Source organism: Nostoc sp. UIC 10607 (genome assembly GCF_047228265.1).
GTDB classification, from domain to species: domain Bacteria; phylum Cyanobacteriota; class Cyanobacteriia; order Cyanobacteriales; family Nostocaceae; genus Nostoc; species Nostoc foliaceum_A.
Map to the genome: position 1 here is coordinate 100652 of NZ_JBIQNW010000014.1, position 20816 is coordinate 121467.

At 41.7% G+C, this 20816-nt stretch carries 18 protein-coding genes and 1 tRNA gene; 6 read left to right on the forward strand and 13 right to left on the reverse strand.

Translation table 11 applies throughout. The annotated features are described in order from the left end of the window. Positions 1 to 86: 86 nt before the first annotated feature. On the forward strand, positions 87 to 1973 hold the full coding sequence (locus ACEYW6_RS15345; RefSeq protein ID WP_412980384.1) for an ABC transporter ATP-binding protein: 1887 nt from the start codon (positions 87 to 89) through the stop codon (positions 1971 to 1973). A gap of 150 nt (positions 1974 to 2123) precedes the next feature. On the opposite strand, the gene tnpA is transcribed toward ACEYW6_RS15345, so the two are convergent. Continuing rightward, on the reverse strand, positions 2124 to 2543 hold the full coding sequence (gene tnpA / locus ACEYW6_RS15350) for an IS200/IS605 family transposase (RefSeq protein WP_412980385.1): 420 nt from the start codon (positions 2541 to 2543) through the stop codon (positions 2124 to 2126). A 53-nt stretch (positions 2544 to 2596) separates the two neighbouring features. On the opposite strand from tnpA, the gene ACEYW6_RS15355 reads away from it, so the two are divergent. Beyond that, on the forward strand, positions 2597 to 3784 hold the full coding sequence (locus tag ACEYW6_RS15355; protein ID WP_412980386.1) for an RNA-guided endonuclease InsQ/TnpB family protein: 1188 nt from the start codon (positions 2597 to 2599) through the stop codon (positions 3782 to 3784). Between the two features lie 39 nt (positions 3785 to 3823). Here the strand turns inward: ACEYW6_RS15355 and ureG are convergent, their stop codons facing one another. The 9 genes from ureG to argF all read right to left on the reverse strand — a co-directional run bounded on the left by ureG (position 3824) and on the right by argF (position 13629). Then, a complete protein-coding gene (gene ureG, locus ACEYW6_RS15360; protein ID WP_412980387.1) occupies positions 3824 to 4420 on the reverse strand; it encodes an urease accessory protein UreG in 597 nt (198 codons plus the stop codon). A gap of 5 nt (positions 4421 to 4425) precedes the next feature. Continuing rightward, the gene (locus tag ACEYW6_RS15365) at positions 4426 to 5118 is read right to left on the reverse strand and encodes an urease accessory protein UreF (RefSeq protein ID WP_412980388.1); all 693 of its coding nucleotides are present in this window, start codon (positions 5116 to 5118) and stop codon (positions 4426 to 4428) included. Beyond that, positions 5093 to 5539 (reverse strand): urease accessory protein UreE, encoded by a 447-nt coding sequence (gene ureE / locus ACEYW6_RS15370; protein ID WP_190894135.1) that lies wholly within the window; start codon positions 5537 to 5539, stop codon positions 5093 to 5095. The genes ACEYW6_RS15365 and ureE overlap by 26 nt, the downstream gene beginning before the upstream one ends. Before the next feature lie 90 nt (positions 5540 to 5629). Continuing rightward, positions 5630 to 7525 carry a DUF3370 family protein gene (locus ACEYW6_RS15375; RefSeq protein WP_412980389.1) on the reverse strand — a complete coding sequence of 632 codons (1896 nt, stop codon included), beginning with the start codon at positions 7523 to 7525 and terminating at the stop codon, positions 5630 to 5632. Between the two features lie 198 nt (positions 7526 to 7723). Beyond that, positions 7724 to 9796: an AAA family ATPase gene (locus tag ACEYW6_RS15380; RefSeq protein WP_412980390.1), complete on the reverse strand. Its 2073-nt coding sequence runs from the start codon at positions 9794 to 9796 to the stop codon at positions 7724 to 7726. Further along, positions 9793 to 9966, reverse strand: coding sequence for a hypothetical protein (locus ACEYW6_RS15385; protein WP_181984959.1), 174 nt, complete (start codon positions 9964 to 9966; stop codon positions 9793 to 9795). The genes ACEYW6_RS15380 and ACEYW6_RS15385 overlap by 4 nt, the downstream gene beginning before the upstream one ends. Before the next feature lie 330 nt (positions 9967 to 10296). After that, positions 10297 to 11778, reverse strand: coding sequence for a DNA phosphorothioation system restriction enzyme (locus ACEYW6_RS15390; RefSeq protein WP_412980391.1), 1482 nt, complete (start codon positions 11776 to 11778; stop codon positions 10297 to 10299). A gap of 114 nt (positions 11779 to 11892) precedes the next feature. After that, complete coding sequence (gene lexA / locus ACEYW6_RS15395; protein ID WP_412980392.1) at positions 11893 to 12498, reverse strand: transcriptional repressor LexA; 606 nt, start codon at positions 12496 to 12498, stop codon at positions 11893 to 11895. A gap of 210 nt (positions 12499 to 12708) precedes the next feature. Next, a complete protein-coding gene (argF, locus tag ACEYW6_RS15400) occupies positions 12709 to 13629 on the reverse strand; it encodes an ornithine carbamoyltransferase (RefSeq protein ID WP_412980393.1) in 921 nt (306 codons plus the stop codon). Between the two features lie 368 nt (positions 13630 to 13997). On the opposite strand from argF, the gene ACEYW6_RS15405 reads away from it, so the two are divergent. Both ACEYW6_RS15405 and ACEYW6_RS15410 read left to right on the forward strand, forming a co-directional pair. Continuing rightward, positions 13998 to 14069, forward strand: a tRNA-Thr gene (locus tag ACEYW6_RS15405). Positions 14070 to 14399: 330 nt separating this feature from the next. Continuing rightward, positions 14400 to 15038 carry a peroxiredoxin gene (locus tag ACEYW6_RS15410; protein WP_190894128.1) on the forward strand — a complete coding sequence of 213 codons (639 nt, stop codon included), beginning with the start codon at positions 14400 to 14402 and terminating at the stop codon, positions 15036 to 15038. Positions 15039 to 15267: 229 nt separating this feature from the next. Here the strand turns inward: ACEYW6_RS15410 and ACEYW6_RS15415 are convergent, their stop codons facing one another. Beyond that, on the reverse strand, positions 15268 to 15708 hold the full coding sequence (locus tag ACEYW6_RS15415; protein WP_412980394.1) for a hypothetical protein: 441 nt from the start codon (positions 15706 to 15708) through the stop codon (positions 15268 to 15270). A gap of 299 nt (positions 15709 to 16007) precedes the next feature. Beyond that, entirely contained in the window at positions 16008 to 16865 is an 858-nt protein-coding gene (locus ACEYW6_RS15420) for a DUF72 domain-containing protein (protein ID WP_412980395.1), read from the reverse strand. A gap of 687 nt (positions 16866 to 17552) precedes the next feature. On the opposite strand from ACEYW6_RS15420, the gene ACEYW6_RS15425 reads away from it, so the two are divergent. Then, the gene (locus tag ACEYW6_RS15425; protein ID WP_412980396.1) at positions 17553 to 19088 is read left to right on the forward strand and encodes a flavin-containing monooxygenase; all 1536 of its coding nucleotides are present in this window, start codon (positions 17553 to 17555) and stop codon (positions 19086 to 19088) included. Between the two features lie 15 nt (positions 19089 to 19103). Here the strand turns inward: ACEYW6_RS15425 and rppA are convergent, their stop codons facing one another. Further along, on the reverse strand, positions 19104 to 19802 hold the full coding sequence (rppA, locus tag ACEYW6_RS15430; RefSeq protein WP_412980417.1) for a two-component system response regulator RppA: 699 nt from the start codon (positions 19800 to 19802) through the stop codon (positions 19104 to 19106). Positions 19803 to 19878: 76 nt separating this feature from the next. Here rppA and hisG point away from each other — a divergent pair, with 76 nt between their 5' ends. After that, positions 19879 to 20523 (forward strand): ATP phosphoribosyltransferase, encoded by a 645-nt coding sequence (gene hisG / locus ACEYW6_RS15435; protein WP_196508705.1) that lies wholly within the window; start codon positions 19879 to 19881, stop codon positions 20521 to 20523. Positions 20524 to 20816: the final 293 nt, after the last annotated feature.

Here is a 20816-nt window from a genome sequence, read left to right on the forward strand (position 1 = left end):
CATAAAAACCATATTTACCGACATAATAGATCAAAACTATTGTTAAAATCCAAATAATTTTAAGTTAAGATTCACACCCAATTCCTATGATAGAAACTGTCCTAGAGGTTCGCAATCTACAAGTTGAATTTCCCAGTGATGGCAACACTGTCAGAGCTTTGGATGGTATTTCCTTTGGCTTGCATCGAGGTGAAACTCTAGGAATAGTAGGAGAATCGGGGAGTGGTAAATCAGTGACAGCCCTAGCTGTGATGGGTTTGTTGCAAACTCCCGGTATAGTTACTGGCGGTGAAATCTGGTTTCGTCCGCAGGAGAATGCCAACGCCATCGATTTGGTAAAATTGCCTCCTGAGCAAATGCAGCTACACCGGGGTGGCGACATCGCCATGATTTTTCAGGAACCGATGAGTTCGCTAAATCCGGTTTATAACATCGGGTTTCAGCTAACAGAAGCAATTATGCGGCATCAAAATGTGTCAGCAGCCCAAGCACGACAAATTGCGATCGCAGGTCTACAAGAGGTTAAACTTCTCGCTAGCGATGAGGAGATCCAGCAGCAGTATATCGAAACTTGGCATCAAACCAACAGCAATTCATCGAAACCAGAACCATCAAAGTTGGCCCAGTTGGTTAAAGAACACAAAGAAGCCATGCTGGAACGCTACCCTCATGAACTTTCTGGGGGTCAGTTGCAACGGGTGATGATTGCAATGGCAATTTCTTGCAACCCGTTAATTTTAATTGCTGATGAACCAACCACAGCCTTGGATGTGACGGTGCAAGCGACTATTTTAGATTTGTTGCGGCAATTGCAGCAAAGCCGTGATATGGCAATGATTTTCATCACTCACGACTTGGGGCTAATTTCGGAAATTGCTGACCAAGTAGCGGTGATGTATAGAGGTAAAGTTGTCGAATCTGGTACTTCTGAGCAAATTTTCAGCAGTCCCCAGCATCCATATACTAAAGGTTTAATAGCTTGTCGCCCCACACTCAACCGCCGTCCCCAAAAATTACTCACCGTTTCTGATTACATGAGTGCAGAAGAGACAGCAACGGGACAAGTAGTAATTCAAGCCAAAGAACCCACACAACCCACAGAAGTCACCACTGAAGAGATTGCTGCAAGATTGGCAAACTTCAATGAGAAGGAACCTTTGCTGCAAATCCGCAACCTGAAAGTTGGTTTTCCAGTGCGCGGGGTGTTTGGTGGGACAAAACGCTACAATATGGCAGTTAATGGCGTTTCCTTTGATGTCAAACCAGGGGAAACACTAGGTTTGGTGGGAGAATCTGGTTGCGGTAAAACCACCCTTGGCAGAACCTTGTTGCGATTAATTGAACCGATGAGTGGTCAGATAATCTTTGAGAAACAAGATATTACTAGCCTCAAAGGAGAACCGTTGCAAAAACTGCGGCGGGAAATGCAAATAGTCTTCCAAAACCCTTTCAGTTCCCTCGATCCCCGGATGAAGGTTGGGGACGCGGTGATGGAACCATTGTTAATTCACGCTGTTGGTAAAACAAAGCAACAACGACGAGTGCGAGTAGCCGAACTCTTAGAACGGGTGGGTTTGAGTGCAGATGCGATGAACCGCTATCCTCATCAGTTTTCTGGCGGTCAACGCCAGCGGATTTGCATAGCCCGTTCTTTGGCATTAAATCCTAAGTTTATCATCTGCGATGAATCAGTTTCAGCGCTGGATGTTTCCGTACAGGCGCAGGTATTAAATCTTCTCAAAGAATTACAAGAAGATTTTCAGCTTACTTATATCTTTATTTCTCATGATTTAAGTGTGGTGAAATTTATGAGCGATCGCATTTTAGTCATGAATCGCGGTCAAATTGTTGAAGAAGGGACAGCCGAAAGCATTTACCAAGAACCCAAAGAGGAATATACGCAAAAATTAATTGCTGCGATTCCTACTGGTAGTGCTGAACGTGTGCGAAGTCGTCATCTAAGGGCTTTATAGAAAATCTTCAGGTTTAACTAATTTCAGCAGAAGTCCCACGTCTCACTCTTAGGAGCGTGGGATGAATGCGCGTGAGTTGACGACTGTCCTCTGACCGATATTGAGCGTAAGCGAAATCAAAGAAGAGGACATGGAGGGAACGAACAATTTCTAAATTGATTCTGTGGGTGATTCTTGTGCTTCAATGTATTTTATAAGAGTTGATATGGTAACACCACCACAACTAGCAACAAAATAAGAACCACTCCAGAACACATCTTTCCAATAAAAACTCTCGCTTGTTTCTGTAAATTCTTGTCGGAGTTTTCTAGATGATACAGACTTCAAATTATTTACTAATTTGCTCAATTCAACATCTGGGTGGTACTGAAAGAGTAGATGTACGTGATCCTCTTCACCATTAAACTCTACCAGCTTACAATCCCACTTTTCTAGTAATTCTTGCATTACAACATTTAGCCTACCCAGCATAACTGAAGTGAAGGCTTTACGCCGATATTTAGTAACCAACACTAAATGTACCTTCAGATCACTAACAGACCTTCCTTTGGAAACAAAATCATTTTTCATATTATATCTAAATCAGTGTATACTAAAAAATTGACACTTATTTAGTCGAACAAGTGAAAACATCCTACCAGTACAGATTAAAGCCAACAAAAGAACAAGCTGAAAAAATTGATAACACATTAGATATGCTGCGTTATCAATATAATTATCAACTTGCTCAAAGGTTTGACTGGTATGAGCAAAATCGTTGCTCTATAGATAGATGTTCACTTATTGTTTGCCATATCCCAGAGCTAAAAGATAAACCTAATAGGTTTAGTCAGCAAGCAACGCTAACCCAGCTCAAAAAAGACCGTCCCTGGTACAAAAGCATTCATTCTCAAGTTCTACAGGAAGTCCCTAAAAAAGTCGAGATAGCTTTTGACCGTTGGCTAAAAGGCGACGCTAATGGCAAACATAGCGGTAAGCCTAGATTCAAAGGTAAAGGTCAATACAAAACTTTCACCTATCCACAATTCAAAAAAGAACATTTTGCTAATGATAAAATAACATTGTCAAAAATAGGCGCTGTCAAAGTAATCATCCATCGTCAAATACCAGATGGTTTTGATATTAAAACTGTATCTGTAACCAAAAAAGCCGATGGTTACTATGTGACTTTGAGCTTAGAAGATAAGACAGTCCCAATTGTTAGTCCTGATTTTGATGTTAATAATATCGTTGGCATTGATGTAGGACTAATAGATTTTATCGTTACTTCAGACGACGACAGGATAGCAGCGCCTAAGTTTTTGCGTAAAGCCGAACGTCAGCTTAAATCAGTACATCGCCGTGTTTCTCGCAGAAAAAAGGGTTCTAATCGTCGTAAGAAAGCAATCAAAAAGTTAGGTATCCAACACAAAAAAGTTGCTGACACACGTAAAGATTTTCATTTCAAGACCGCTAATAACTTACTTAAAAAGTATGACGTTGTTGCAGTAGAGAAGTTAAATATTAAAGGACTGGCTAAAACAAAACTAGCTAAAAGTATAAACGACGCTGGTTGGGGTCAATTTATTTCGATACTGACAGTCAAAGCCGAAAATGCTGGACTCAAAGTAATCGCTGTAAACCCAAACGGCACAAGTTCTGAATGTTCTAGTTGCAGTCAAAAAGTTTTGAAGCCTCTGTCTCAAAGAATGCACAATTGCCCTAATTGTAAGGTCAGTTTGTGCAGGGATTTGAATGCAAGCTTGAATATAAAAGCGCGTGGGACACACGCCTTAAAAGCTCAGATAATGTCTTCATTGAAGAGTCTCTGAGAAGCTCACGCTTACCTGTACTCAGGAAGCGTGAGTATGTCACCAGATATTTGTGCAAACAAAGTTAATTACATCTGCAAGTCCTGACTGAGTTTTTAAATTAGTAAAAATAAAAGGTTTATCACCGCGCATTTTTTTAGCATCTCGTTCCATCACACTTAAATCTGCACCAACATAGGGTGCAAGATCAGTTTTGTTAATTACCAACAAATCAGATTTAGTAATACCGGGGCCACCCTTGCGGGGAATTTTATCGCCTGCTGCAACATCGATGACGTAAATTGTTAAATCCACCAATTCGGGACTAAAGGTAGCAGCTAAATTATCGCCGCCACTTTCTAAAAATACTAAATCCAAATCGAGAAAACGTTCTTCTAACTGTTCAATTGCCGCCAAATTCATCGAAGCATCTTCACGGATAGCAGTGTGAGGACAACCACCAGTCTCTACACCCAAAATGCGATCGCTTGCCAATGCCTGAGAACGCACTAAAAACTGAGCATCCTCCTGAGTATAAATATCATTTGTCACCACCGCAATCTCATACTGCTCACGCAATCCCTTACACAAAGCATCAACTAAAGCCGTTTTCCCCGAACCCACTGGCCCAGCAACTCCCACTCGAAATGCATTCATAACTCCTAACTCCTAAACAACCTTGTATACTGCGTTTCATGCTGCATACTCGCCAGCGACAAACCCCAACTGCAACAGGCGAGTTGATCATCCTCCAACGCGATAATTTCCAATGCCGCAGCACTAATTAATGGTTGTAAATCTAGCAATAACTGCTGTCCTGCGGTTTGCCCAAGGGGGATCAGTTTCACACCAGCAGTAATCAAATTACTTGCCCAACTATGCAGATATCCGAGTAATCCGGCTTGGATACTGATTTGCCAATGGGCAATGGCAATGCCAAAAGCGATCGCATAATTGCAAGGATTACCTACACCATTGACAATAGGCACAATCTGTGGTTCCAGTTTACCAAGTAATTGGATGAGCGATCGCCCCATCTGCCAACTAGAGGCGCGTAACTCTTCTGTTTCCCTAGCAGCGGATAACCACAGATTCCAACGGCATAGCGACTCTACATCATGCATTTTGGCAGCTTGCTGCGATCGTACCATTACCGCCGCTTCTAGCCGAATTGCCCCGTAGAGTAACTCTGCTTTTAACCAATCTTTGAGATGTGTGTGGTTAGCGATCGTACCATTTTCCACCAGCATTTCCAAACCTTCAGAATAGCTATATGCTCCCACAGGTAAAGCGGGGCTAGCCAGTTGTAAAATACTCAAAAGATGGCTATCAGTGAGCATGATGGTGTTGTCCATAAGCTCCCAATTCTGGCTGAAACGGTAAAATTTCTTCTTTAACTTCTAACCCCAATTGTTTCAACATTGTGTGTAAAACCGAATCTGAGGACAAGCGTAAATAAGTCGGGGTAATTTCTACAGGTACATGGCGATTTCCGAGATGGTATGCCGCCCGTAGTAATAAAAGTGGTGTTTGGGCAAAGGCAGTCAGCACTAGTTCTGGTTTGGCAGTAATTCTGATTAAACTGCTATGGGTTTCTTCTTGGAGAATATCACCATCATGTAAAACAGTTCCCCTGGGTAAATGTAGAAACACAACCTTGCTATCTTCTGTTTCAAAGCGATGACGGCTGCGGGTACGTTCTTCTGCTGTCAGCGCCAGAGTAAAGGTGACTGCGGCATCAGGATTAGGTGGTTTAAGTTGGGTAAATGTCAGCATAAGAGTTTTGCCTGAATTTCCGCTTTTCATTATGATTTGAGTGTGAACACCAATTAGCACAGGGCTTCTGAAAGCTGTGTAGTGAAAAAATCACCCCTCCGTTCTCACCGTCAACACCTGCGGCGGCGTAGAATCTGGAGGATACAAAAAGTCCACCTGTACTTCTCGCTTCCCACCCGCCAACATCTTCAGCGTCACCAACGGTTCACCCCTTTGTCCCCGACGCTGTACCAAATGCACATAGCGCGTCTTTTCCACACCATTATCATCGATATAACGCACCCGCACCGTTCCCCGAAAGAATATTTGTTCTACACCTGGCTTTAAAAACAGCAGTCTATCTATTCCTCCTTCATCCTTCACAGGAGTCTGGATTGATACAGTTACAGTCTGAATTTGACTAGTAATATTGCTTAGGGGTAAAGTCAGATTATATTCAACACCATAGTTACTGTGAGCAAAGTACGCCGTATCAGGATAGCGTTTTAACATCGGTGCGCTTTGAATTTGTCCAGTGCTAAGAGTAATTAAATGTACAGTTCCCAAAGGATAAGAAAACGCCTTTCCTGGTTGGGGTATCGTTAACTCAGACACATTAAGATTATCCGTAAGCTGTGTTTGCCATTGCGTTCCTTGGGAGACACCAGCGACGCGACTAAATACCGTTGGTTCTCTGGGAGGGTCGAGAGGTGTTGGAATGGGGTCACGCTTTCCTGCTAAATTGGCTGTATCCAGAAGCTTTTGCCACTCGGCTAAGGTGGGTGAAATATTACTATTTTTAACTAAATTTGCGAGATAAACTGGGCTACTACTTGCCAAGCGCATCATCGTAGTGCGACCGTTAGAAGCAGGAGCCTGTACAGGAATGGGTAAATTCGCTAGGATTTGAGTTTCTTTTGGTTCTATTACCAGCTTTTGGGGAAAAATCCCTTGGCGAACTCCCCGCAATACATCATTCATTGTGCGATCGCCCGGCCCAGAGTAAACTGTACCTTGGGGATTTTCCACCACATCAGGTAAAGCGATAAACGGTGCTTCTCTGGTGAGGTGACTAGCTGCTTGTAATACTTGCAACGTGACAGGTTCATTTCCTGGATTATGTACGATTATCCCTTGGTAAACAGTGCGGTTTTGGGCTGGTGTTTCCGCCCTGACGATATGATGAGCAAATATATCAAATCTGCCTTGAAAGGGATAATTTAAATGTGCTTCCTGTACTTGTTTTCCATCTGGGGGGAAAGTTGATAGTAAAATTCCTTCAGTTGTTACCAGTTCGGGACTATTGCTGTTAAAGGTGGGAATAATATCGAGTTTTCCTGGTAAAGGGCGTACTTCTTGGGGATGTACTTCGACTCCAGCAATATATTGTGGTGGAACCGTGTAGATATTTAACGCCCGACATATCAAAGCTGCAACTTCGCCTCTAGTAGCGCTTTGCAATGGTTTTAGCTGTTTGACATTAGGATAATTGACAACAATACTATTAATAGTCGCAGATGCGATCGCATTTTGGGCATAGTTAGGAATTTGTCCCGCGTCGTTAAAATATTGTTGTAATATCTGCATTGGGCTGGATACAAGGCTGTAATTTTTCCCGCCAGCTACGACGCCAATAATTTGGGCGCGAGGAATTGGCTGGTTAGGCTGGAAAATCCCACCGGGATAACCAGAAAAAAATCCTTTTTGGTAAGCGGTAGAAATTGCTTTATTTGCCCAGTAATTAGCGGGTACATCTTTAAATGATGCAGCGGTGCGTTTCACTGGTGAATCAGGAAAAGCATTTAGCATTAACACTGCTGCTTCAGCGCGTGTCACCGTTGCTTCTGGGCGAAAACTACCATCAGGATAGCCTGTAATCAGTTTACGCTCTCCTAATTGCTGAACACAATTTTTTGCCCAATAGTTTTGGGTGTCAGAAAAGGCTAGAGCGTTGGGGGTTGATAGAGTTAAGAGGGAGATGAGTACTGTAGTTTTTCTGAGGAGCATTAAAATAATTCGTAATTCGTAATTCGTAATTCGTAATTTCTATAGAACTTAATAAAGGCGGTTAGAAACCGCGTCTACAGAGACAAAACCCGCCTGCGCGGGTTGCAAAACCTGAATTTTCTCTTAGCCCACGGAGGAAAGCTCTTGTTTGTGTAGCTGCGAATTCCATTCGCCCTGGCTTTTTGTTGACATGCTTAATTACCTATCCCGTTCAATTTCCATAATTTCCGTATACTCAAACTCGTTTGGGCTTTGTTTCACCAAAGGATATCTTTCCCCAGCCAACTCAATATAATCTTGTTCGCAATCCGGCTTAGAAGAATAATATGTAAGCACATATTCTCTACCAATTCTGTCTGTCATTTCTGCTTCTACTTCACCCCGCCACTGAGTCTTAGTAACTAATACTATCAACTGATTCGCTAATTGGGGAATTGTCTTAGCAATGTGTCGCCGCGAATTCTCATCCAAACTACCAAAGGGTGAATCCATGACAATTGGGAAAGTACTACTATCGGGAATCATCATCATTTTTCTTTTCTCACTCCATTCCCGTACTTTGTCAATGATGCTGGCAATAAAGGATAAACTGAGAATCTGATTTTCCCCGGTGGATGCTGCAACTGGTGCTTCTATACCTGTGGTATTTTCTACTAATGTCAGTTCATATTTATCGCTGATTTTAGGAATGTATGGAGTCACAGAAATTTCCATAAATATTTCTTGTACTCGCTTTTCTAGTTGCAGACGAAATTGTTGCTCTTGACGATTCCTAACTTCTGTTAACCGTTCGATTGCATCTTGAGTAGCTTTAATTCGCCGCTGTGCTAAAGTTTGTTTGTCTTCATTCAGCTTTTGTTTGGCGATTTGTTTGTTCAAACCTTCAATTTCAGTTGTGAGTTGAGCAATTTGCTGCTGATTTGCACCTTGTTCTCGGTTTAATTCATCAATTTTACTTTCAATTTCATCTAACCGTTTTTGCAAACTGCTAATTTCTTCATTAGCATCTTTTCGCAACCGTTCTTGAATATTGTCTAAATCACTTTCAATTTGGGATATGATTTGCCTTAACTGATTAATCCTAGTTTGTTCTCTATCAACTTCTTCCCAAAATCCTATGGCTTGCTTATCAATTTCATCTACTTGAGCGCTCATCCGAATTGCAGTTTCTTCCACCGCCGAGGAACCTGCTTTATTTAACCAAGCACTCACATGAGTATGAGAATGATTACCCTCATGTAGCTCTGCACCACAAATACAGCGTTGGGAATTGAGTAAATCATTCACAAATTCCCGCGAAATCCCAGATGTTAACTCACCTCGCTGCTTCAAATCATTAATAATTCCTCGAAACTGGGATGTAGTTTCTGAGAGTAAAACTGTATAACCCCGCGCGGAAATAACTTTTTTCAGCGCTTCCTTAGTTTTTTTGTATTCTTCTTGATTCGTCGCTTTCTGCGATTCTAAATCCTGCCATCTTTCTTGCAATTCTTTCGCAGCACTCAATTCTCGTAAACGATTGCTTGTCTCTTTTTTAAAAGTTTGTTGATATTCTAACTCTTCTTTAATTTCAGTTTGCCGTTTGGTAATGCGTTCTCGCTCTCGTTCTAGCTTTTCTTGCTGTCGTAATAGTTGTTTGGTTTCAGAATCACCAATCGCTTTTAACTCATTTTCTAGAGTTTTTTTAGCATCTCCCAAATGTCTGATGGAACGGTTGATTACTTCCACACCCAAGAAGATTTTTGTAGCTTCGGCAATTTCAGTTTTTTTATCAGAACGGACTATTTCTTCAATTCGTTCGCCGTCAAAGAAAAAATATTGATGTAAAGTAGCGGGTAAAATTTGATTAATTATATCGTCTGGTTGCTGAGTTGGTATATTCCATTTGCCATCATCCGCACCAACCCACATGGTTAATTGAGTTTTGCCAGCGTCAAAATCACCTTCGTTTTTATAACCTCGACAAGCGCGTTTAACTCGATAGCGCTTACCTTCATGTTCCCAGCCAATCTCTACCCAACATTCTACAGCTTGACCTTTTTGAGTTTCGGCGATCGCACGTTTATTCACCAACTGTTCTATCGATGCAAATGCTGCACTAAATTTATCATACAATACCCACGTAAAGGCATTTAGCAAGCTAGTTTTACCAGAGCCATTATTACCATGAATAATCGTCGTGTTCTGAGCATCTCCACCAGCCAGGATCATCTCTGGTGTCATACCATAAAAGGAGCGAAAGTTGCATAGCTTGATTGAAGTCAGCTTCATCGCACCTCTTCCTTAATAATGTCCAAAATATTATCATTTATATGGGTGTTAATCTTCTTATCTAGCCTGCCTTTTTCCAGCTTCCATACCCGCTCAATGATTTGCCGTACTTCTGGTGGAGCACTGGTTATTGGCTCCTGTACATCATCGATATTCGTCTCTTGTGACATATCGGATTTTGAAATATGCTTTTTCTATATTTTAACTTTCTCTAGTGTTGAGATTGCCTCCGTAAAGCCACTGTTTGCATTATCTTTAATTTTGCAAAAACTATTTTTTTAAATTTATAATTTTATTTGAAAAAATACTTTATTATTTAATCGCTCTCTGTTACTATTAATAGTAACAATCTAGATAATAATGGGATGCAAGTGAAATTTTTAACGCCGCTTACATCCCATTATGATCTAATTCATAATTTTATTATTTCATACTTAATGCTTCTTTTTTCAAATCTCGAAAAATTTTACAAAAACATACAACTATTCTCTGGTTCATCATCAAATATCTAATAAACCATATCGCTTTTGTAAATCAAGTAACTTCATTCTTGCAACGCCTGCATTATCAGCCAAATCAGCAAACTCTACAAAGCGGCGCAATTCCTTTTTTAACAGATTACGCTCAACTTCTATAGTTTCTCTATCTAAATCTGGTGGTAAAACAATCATGTCAAATATAGTAGCGCGTTCCTTAGCAGGATGAGGACGTAAAACTCGCCCCCGTCGCTGGATAAATTGGCGGGGATTACCAGAACTTGATAAAATTACCGCAGTTTGAATTGCCGGAATATCGACACCTTCATCTAAACAACGAATTGCCACTAAACCCTGTAATTCTCCGCTTTCAAATTGATGACGTAATATTTCTCTTTCTTGTAAAGTTGTTTGGGCTGTATAGGTACTTACCTTGTAACCCAAATCCACCCCCAGAATTTTAGCAACAGCTTTAAGTTGGCGTAGAGATGAGCGTTGTCCTGCATCTTGGGAACCATCACTACAATAAAAAAGTGTATGAGTAGTTTCGCGGCGAGTTGCCATTAAATCCCGTAAAGCATTTAATTTATTTTCTGCTGCACCAATTAATCTTGCTCTTTGCATCAATAAAGGCTTTAAATCTTCATTGTCTTCAAAGTTTCCCGTTTCGCCATTTTCTCGATCTCGATAAAGTAGCGATCGCCCAATTCTTTTAGTTAACTTTAAATAAGCAATGCTTTCTGCTTCAGTTAACTCTACCAACACCGGATAATACAGATAATGCACCAAAGCACCTTGAGCGATCGCATCCCTCAAAGTAAACTCTGGCTGGAGAACTGGGCCAAAATAATCAAATAAAGATTGCGTGCCAAAATCATCAAAATACCTTTCCGGTGTAGCAGATAAAGCTAGTCTCAACCCAACACTACGCGGTAAACTTTCTTCTAATTTGGGTGCGCCTAAATTATGCGCCTCATCACCAATAATTAAAGTTTTGGCGGGGAAATATTTGAGTTGAGACTGAAACCCATCTCCAATTAAAGTGGAGTTCGTAGTAATTACAGTAATAAACCTTTGAGAACCAGAACGCAGATTATAAATTTGGGTAGAAAGTTGACTTTGCCAAGTGCGTAGATTCTCAAAAGCTAAAATGGGTTGCAAATTAAACTTTTCGCATTCTCGCGCCCATTGGGTAACGAGATGACGGTAGGGACATACTACCAACAAGACTTGTAAATTAATCTGTTGGTACAATTCACAAGCGATCGCTAATGCGGTAATGGTTTTACCACTACCAGTAGCCATTTTCAGCGTCCCTCTGCCATTGTTGGTAAACCAGCTAGCGATCGCTTCTCGCTGATATTGCCGCAATTGCAGAGACGGAGGCATTCTTGGGCATCCTGGTAATGGTTGCGAAGTGTGATAACTGCCCTTACTTTCCCTTGCAAATGGCAATTTTAATCGGAAAGTGGGCAGTTGCTGCACTGAATTTTGCGTCAGGTACATAGTCGGAGTTAGGAGTTAGGAGTTAGGAGTTGGGAGTTGGGAGTTGGTAATTTAAAACTCATCACGGGCTAAACGCCCCGCTATCGCTAACATCACTCATCACTTTCTTACTACTCAGTTGTAACCCCTCCAAACACCGATGAGAGAACCTTGTACCTGCACTTGTATGGCGCTGACTTCAATGGGATTGTACTTAGAATTTGCTGGTTTGAGGGTAACGCGATCGCCTTGGCGATAAAAACGTTTTAATGTGGTACCAAATCCATCTACTCTGGCGGCGACAATGGTGCCGTTTTTTAAATGATTTGGTTCTGCTACTGGACGCAGGAATACGACATCGCCATCAGCAATTAAGTCTTCAATCATGCTATCGCCAGCAACGCGCAAAGCGTAGGTTTGGGCAGGTAACGAAATATTAGAAAAGTCTAAATGATCTACAGCATCAGTAAACGGTTCTATTAAACCACCAGCAGCGATTGTCCCCAAAATTGGTACACCTTGCTTCACTGGACGCAAAATCCGAATCGTTCGTGCTTGACCTTCAGTCCATTCTATATATCCTTTAGTGCGTAAATGTTCCAAGCGACTTTGAATTGGTGCTGGTGACTTCAAGTTCATCGCTTGCATCATTTGCCGAATTGAAGGCGAATGCTGGTGCGATCTGATGTACTCTGCCAACCATTCGTAAAGTTCTTGTTGAGCTTCAGTTAGACGTTCCATAAAGAAAGCCGGAAGTAATTATAAATGTCTCTAGAACATTAGTACTACAAAAAACTCCCCATAACAAGAGAAAAGTAAAAATATGAAAGGCAAAAGAAAAATAATTCTCTTTTCTTTTACCCATGTATTTTGGATTTTTTACCAGGAAGTAGTTAGGAGCCAATCGCACATTCGCTATTTTGACTCCTAACTCCTAACTCCTAACTTCTTTCATTCTGCCCCTAAGATACTGGCAAGCAAAGCCTTTTGGGCGTGTAAGCGATTTTCTGCTTGTTCCCAAACTCGTGATTGAGAACCTTCAATAACAGATCCGGTAATTTCTTCACCACGGTGGGCTGGTAAGCAGTGTAAAACAATTGCCTCTGGGTCAGCAAGACTTAATAGCTGCTCTGAAATTTGGTAAGGCTGGAAAATTGGCATTCGGTTGTCTGCTTCTGCTTCTTGCCCCATACTTGCCCAAACATCAGTGTAAAGTACAGCAGAACCCTTAGCTGCTAATTCTGGATCATGAGTGACGAGGACTTCCGTTTTGTTATTAGCGATCGCTCTTGCTTGTTCTACAATTTTAGAATCTGGCTCATATCCGCTAGGAGTGGCAATTCTGACATTCATCCCCACCAAAGCACAGCCCAACATCAAAGAATTAGCCATATTATTCCCATCACCCACGTAGGTTAAAGTTAACCCAGCAAGGGTGTCAAAGCTTTCTTTAATCGTTAATAAATCCGCTAAGACTTGACAGGGGTGTTCTGCATCAGTAAGCGCATTAATCACCGGAATCTTGGCATAGTGAGCAAAAGTTTCCAGATCCTGCTGTGCAAAAGTGCGAATTGCCAAAATATCCAGATATCGGTCTAACACCCGCGCCGTATCCTGTAAAGGTTCCCCGCGACTAACTTGAGTGACATTGGGGTTGAGATCGATTACCTGTCCACCCAGTTGGTACATCGCCACAGTAAAACTTACCCGTGTGCGAGTTGAAGCTTTGGAGAACAACAACCCCAAAACTTTATTACACTGCAACTTCAGTTGTTGTGATTTAAGTTGAGTTGCCAATTGCAGAAGTTCTTGAACTTCCATTGGACTGAAGTCCGCTAGACTTAATAAATCTCGTCCGAGCAATGCTGCCATGCTTGTGATCTGTAAAAAATAATTATATATTTCTGTTCCTTTATTCAGCCGTGTCAAGAAAATACACTTTTAGAACTGTACACAATATTTTTGCGTCCAGCCCAGGATTTGAGTTAGCTTTTGCCATGAATATCAATTTATCAACATAATTTTTTTCTGTTTCGTCACAATTGCAACGCCAACGCTCCCATCTAAGGGCACAAAAACAGCGTTATTGCCAAAATATCAGGTCTTTGAGCCTAATTTCTGAAGAGGCAGATATTTTTTAGCAATTACAGGTAGACAAATAAATTAATTATGGTACAATCATAAATTGTGGTTGCTATTTAAAAGCAATGCCTACAGTAGGCTACACCTACGCCAAAGTTGCCAGCATAGCACAGTGGTAGTGCATCCGACTTGTAATCGGAAGGTCGCGAGTTCAAATCCCGCTGCTGGCTTTAACGCAAAATCCCCCAAATCTGGGGGATTTTTGACTATAGATTACACGAGTTTATGTTTTAGTATCTAAACTATGGCGGTTCCCGCATGGATCAGGTACGGAAAAAATAATTAACCACAGATAAGCACAGATACTCGTAGGGAAAACCGCTTGTAAAAGTGTGGGAGTATGTCACTTAATAATCTTTACCTTCCCTCGTTCCTTATCCGAGAGTGGTGACAACCTAAAATTTTGTTTCAAACCGCTAAAGTCCGATTGGGGAATAGGGGTTTTATGTCATGATGGCAAAGTAGAACACATATGCTTTTCTAATTACAGGGAATCTCACATGGCTCTCCGTCTAGGTGACACAGTACCCAACTTTACGCAAGCCTCAACACACGGCGACATCGATTTTTACGAATGGGCAGGTGACAGCTGGGTTGTGCTGTTCTCTCACCCTGCTGATTTTACACCTGTTTGCACAACAGAACTTGGCACAGTTGCCAAGCTAAAACCAGAATTTGACAAGCGCAATGTCAAAGCGATCGCACTCAGTGTTGATGATGTTGAATCCCACAAAGGCTGGGTGGGAGACATCGAAGAAACTCAAAGCACCACCCTCAACTACCCAATTTTGGCGGATGCGGATCGCAAGGTTTCTGATCTTTACGACATGATCCACCCCAATGCTAATGCGGCTTTGACAGTGCGATCGGTTTTCGTAATTGACCCCAATAAGAAACTCCGCCTGAGTTTCACATATCCCCCCAGCACGGGACGCAACTTTGATGAAATTTTGCGGGTGATTGATTCTCTGCAATTGACTGATAATTACAGCGTAGCGACACCAGCTGACTGGAAAGATGGAGACGATTGTGTAATTGTCCCCTCACTCAAAGATCCAGAAGTACTCAAAGAGAAATTCCCCAAAGGCTACCAGGAAGTCAAACCCTATCTGCGGCTAACTCCTCAGCCTAACAAGTAAATCTGAAAATGATTTCGGATAAAAAGCAAAGACGCAAAGCTATAACTTTGCGTCTTTGTTTATTTGAGTCAATGCAGAAGCTTGCTTGCGCCTAGTTTATTGAACATTGGTTAGTATATTCACCAATGGACGTATACGGCTTTTCAGTAACTATCAAAGCTGAAGTTGATCGGTGAGATTGTATCTAGTGCTAGATTTGGATCTCTGCACCAAAGTCAAGATTGCTTGTTCAAATAGTTCTTTGCCGTACATGTTGCCCATTAAGCCCTTGTTTAATCCAACTCAGACATTCGTATTCAGATTTGAATAATTTTGGAGCTGCAATATTATTCAATAACTCTGGTGGATAATGGTCATAAAAGAATTTGTCTCTTTCTTGGAAAATGATAATTAAATTGTTTCGGTAAATGTAGCGCGACTTAAAACTATCCCCTCGATGAACAAACTCTGAATTTTTGTCAAGATGTTCTTTAGCAATATCAACGACATTACTAACGCTACTTCCATAAATCTCTGCTGGGTTTTCTGCTTTATTAAATTGGCTTTTATTACCAATCTCAGATAGCAATTTATACGAATAAATTTCGTAATTATCAACTTTTCCAAAAACAAATGGAATGATGAGATATCCTTTGTATGAGACTGAATTTTCGTAAAGAAGACGACTCATCTCAACCTCCTCGGTGTAACTGCGTTCAAAAAATGCGCTTAAATCACATACACACTAAAAATCAATACTTTTCTGTTAAATATATTTATGGATCACTTAAATCCTTATCGCCATTTAACAAAGAGGGCTATTACTCCTTTAGCTAAAAAGAAAGGAATATCAAGCTTTAACAAAAAAGTATCGCAACACTAATTATCGCTCTTTTTTTTAAATCTAAGCATTAGATATCTGATAAAAGTCAAAAACTTATAAACTTCATTCTCTGGGACTACTCCCCCCTGTTCCTTGTGCCCTGCCTTTCAAGACCATAAACTGAGTTGAGTGGGGGGATGCTCAAGGTTATTCCAAGGTAGGGGTGGAATTGGTGTATCACTCTGTTCTAATAGCTCTTGGAAGTGACGGGCTATGCTGGGCGATCGCGCTTCTATTGGACAATGGACAAAGAAATAAATTCGTACTCCCGTCTGCAACCATTGCTGAATCTGCCTTACCCATTCTTCCATAAACGGCTGATTCACTAATAAATTTGGATGAGAAATAAACCGAATCAGAGTAAAAGGTGCTGTCACACTCAATTGCAACGGTAATTTGGGTTTACGGCGTTCCGATTGCAACTGGGGGTCATCATCTCCAGTGTAAATGGGGCGCGAGTCTAATAGTACCCGTCCCACACCTAGCTTTTCTAAAAGCGCCGTTAAATTACTAGCATGGGGTTCTCTGAACCAGTCAGGATGCCGAACTTCTAATGCTAGGAGCGCTTCTGTGCGCGGCCAAGCTTCCAAAAAGTTGGTCAAATCGTCCAGCAATACAGGTGCGTAACTGGGTGGTAACTGAGCAAACATCGGGCCAAGACGCTTACCTAAAGGACGCATCCCTTCCAGAAATTTTAATGCAGCCGGAATATAAGGTTGTAGCAATCCTTGATGGGTAATATCTCGCGGTAATTTTAGACAAAATTCAAAACCTGCTGGTGTTTCGGCAGCCCAACGGGTTACAGTTTCTTGGTTAGGCACGGCATAAAAGGTGGTGTTACCTTCTACGGTGGTGAAGCGACGACTGTAAAGATGCAGAAAATCAGCTGTGCGAGTGCCTTGGGGATAGAGTTCGCCCACCCAACCTTTATATGCCCAAACAGCACAACCGATAAAAAAGTTCACAGTGCCTGCCTAAAAGCCTTGAGGTATCATATTCAATTTTACAGGCAGGTTGTGTTGTAGGGATAGATGAAGCTAGGTCAGATTCCCGACTTCTTGAAGATACTGCTCAATATGCTTGATTGTTTACTCAAGCTGTTTACGGGAGGTACATCCGTAGGGGCACGGCACTGCCGTGCCCCTACACCTCGTGATGTAATGTTGTACTCCTATATCAATATAGTGTTAAAAATCGATTCACAATCTGTAAAGTATTTTCGATAATTCAGCCATCTTGCATTTATTCTGAGTACAAAATACTTGCTTACCCTAAAACGGCACTGGCAATGATGAGGTTATTGTAAAACGATCGCATCTACGACGCGCTACGCCTACGCGCAATTGAACTGCATACTAAAGCGTTTCTAGCGATACAGGTAATATTTCACAGCTTTGTGCCAAATCTTTAATTAAGTTTTGAATCTGCGAGTTATCAAAACCTGCTTTGCAGATTAAATTTGTACAAACCTCATTGATAATTTGCGTACTAACAAGTAGGTTCTCTTGACTTGTAACCTTTGTGGCTATTTAATGATAATCAATAATGTCTGGTAATTCTTTAGGCTCTACGACAGATGTAGTTCAAATAAATAAAACCTAGTGTAAATTCATATTTGCAGAAATTATTTCAGAATTTACTTAAAAAAGAATATGGAAATCAAACAAATTTGCGTAATTGGGGCTGGAATCAGTGGTTTGGTAACAGCTAAAACTTTTGTTGAAGAAGGCTACGACGTTACTGTATTCGAGAAACAAAAAGGACTTGGTGGTGTTTGGGAAAAATCTCGAACTTACCCAGAATTAACAACCCAGAATACGAGTGACACATATAGTTTTTCAGACTATCCCATGCCTGCATCCTACCCAGAGTGGCCGACAGCAGAGCAGATACGGAATTATCTAAATTCATACGCCCAGAATTTTGGGGTTCTTGAGAGGATTCGCTTCCAAACAGAAGTTACCAATGTTTCCCGAAAAACTGGAGAACGACCAGGATGGATAGTTACCATCACAGTGAATGAAGATAATGGGGGTGAGACAATAGAGGAAAAGCACGAATTTGATTTTGTGCTAGTGTGCAATGGGACATATAGTATCCCTAAGCTACCTTCTTTACCTGCTAGGGAAGAGTTTGCAGCATCTGGAGGACGGGTACTCCATTCTACCGAGTTTAACGATGCTTCAATCATTGAGGGTAAGCGAATAGTTGTTGTGGGTTTTGGCAAATCTGCTTGCGACATTGCAACTTTGGCGGCGAACATAGCCAAAGAATCCACCCTCGTCTTCCGTCAGCCCCTATGGAAGATTCCTAGATTTTTCCTGGGTTTAGTAAACCTGAAGTATGTTTTATTAACCCGCTTTTCAGAAGCTTGGTTTCCCTACCGCAAGATGGGACGGATTGAAAAAGTGCTGCACACTCTGGGTAAGCCACTAGTGTGGGCTTTCTGGCGGACTAACGAGATGGTGCTACGCCTGCAATTTGGTCTTGATAGTTGCGGCATGTTGCCTGAACAACCGATGAATCAGGCTAACTGTGGTATTAGTATAGCTCCTCCAGATTTCTTCAAGTACGTACACTCTGGTAAAATTCAGGCAATTAAAACCAGCATCGCCAAGTTTATTCCTGATGGCGTGGAATTAGCTAATGGTCAGCAGTTGCAGGCAGATATAGTAATTTTTGGAACAGGATTTCGCCAAGAGCTTCCTTTTCTCGAAGAAGAATATCGCCGACAGGTAGTTGATGAAGATGGTAATTTTAACCTTTACCGTTATCTGATTCACCCTAATATTCCACAGATGGGTTTTGTTGGCTATAACAGCAGTTTCTACAGTCAGTTGACATCAGAAGTTGGTGCTTGGTGGCTGCTAGAGTATGTCAAAGGCAACTTGTTATTGCCTTCGCCGTCAGCAATGTATCAAGAAATGGCAGCAGATATCGAGTGGATGAAAACTCAATACAATAGCGTTGTAGCGAAGGCAACATGCATCTCCTCGTTTTCCTTGCGTTATACTGATCAACTCATGGAAGATATGGGGGCGAATAATCAGCTTGGTGTGTGGAAGGGAATTTCACAGATTATGATGCCTGTGGATTTATCCCTCTACAACAAACTTCGACAGGAATTAAAGTTGCAAAGACTGAAAAATATTAATGATTTTCCTAACCAATTAACCGAATCATTGTGAGTTGAAAACAGGCGGTTAAACTGACTCCACTGAGGAAGCACCGAAACGATAGCCTTTGCCGTAGACTGTGTGAATCAGCGCAGTTTCTCTACCTACCTCAATCTTACGGCGCAGTAAACGAATTAATGCCGCGATTACATTACTACTGGGTTGTTCTTCCTCTTGCCACAAATTTTGCATAATCTGGGCATGAGTCATTAGTTGTCCAGTGTGTTCCATAAAGTATTGAAGTAGCTGGCTTTCTTTTTGCGATAGTTCAATTATTCGTCCTTGGCGATAGGCCACTTGATTTTCACAATCGAGTTCTAAATCAGCGACGGTTAAACGTCCGGTGGTGGTTTCATAGGTTTGGGAACCGGAACGACGCAATAGAGCACGGACTCTCGCTAGTAACTCCCGCAATTCAAAAGGTTTAACTAAATAGTCGTCAGCGCCAGCATCTAAACCTTGTACGCGGTCATCTAGAGTATCTTTAGCTGTGAGAAACAGCACGGGAGTGGTTTTACCTTGGCGTCGCAATTGCTGACAAATCTCTAACCCCGTTTTTCCTGGCAGCATCCAATCTAAAATTAGTAGGTCATAATTGCCTGCTTGTGCATGTTCGTTGCCACTTGTCCCATCGTAAGCGGCATCCACAGTGTAACCCTCACGAGTTAATAAGCGACTCAGGGGTTCAGTTAGTTCAACTTCATCATCAACTAATAAAATTCTCATGCTGCTTGTGGTAAGCATATAGAGATATTCTCAATATTATTCAACTGCCAGAACGCCAAGGATATTAAGAAAAAGAATGCTAACTGTTGCATTGCCAAAAGGGGAACTCCTTAAAAATAGCATCCGCCTGCTACAATCTGTGGGATTAGATTTTAGTGCTTTTTTAGATTCAGGAACTCGCCAACTTCAAATTCCTGACACTAAGGGAGTTGCAAAAGCTTTGTTGGTGCGGGCGCAGGATGTGCCGGTTTATGTGGAATATGGTCAAGCACAACTGGGTGTTGTTGGTTACGATGTGTTGCGAGAGAAGCAGCCGCAAGTTGCCCACTTGGTGGATTTGCAGTTTGGGCATTGTCGGATGTCGGTGGCGGTAAAAGCATCCAGTTCTTACCGATCGCCTTTAGATTTACCACCGCATGGTAGAGTTGCTTCCAAGTATGTGAATTGCGCTCGTGAATATTTCCACAGTCTGGATTTACCTGTGGAAATAGTGCCGTTGTATGGTTCAGTGGAATTAGGCCCAATTACTGGAATGTCAGAAGCGATCGTGGATTTGGTTTCTACAGGGCGGACTTTGCGCGAAAATGGTTTGATTGAAATTGCGACTCTGTATGAAAGCACGGCACGGTTGATTGCTCATCCTCTGAGTTACCGCCTGAACACGGGTAATCTCAGTGATGTGATTGCCAAGTTGCGAGAAGCCGTTTTGGTAGGAGTCTAATAGTATTGCTGTCAAGGTGATGCAATTCACTGTTTATCGTATAGCCCAAAGAAACCTCACCCTGCTTTTACGTAGTAAAACCTGTCCCTCTCCTTAGTAAGGAGAGGGATGTCGTCAGGACAGGGTGAGGTTTTAAAGACCAGCAAATAGTCTGCAACAATTGAATCTCATCATTCATGCAGACTAAATTTGTTTACACTAGTATTACTGCAATGTCTACGACGGGCTACGCCTACGCAATAACTTTGCAGCGTAGACAGGGAATAGCTTGCTACTAAGCATCACTTTTAATG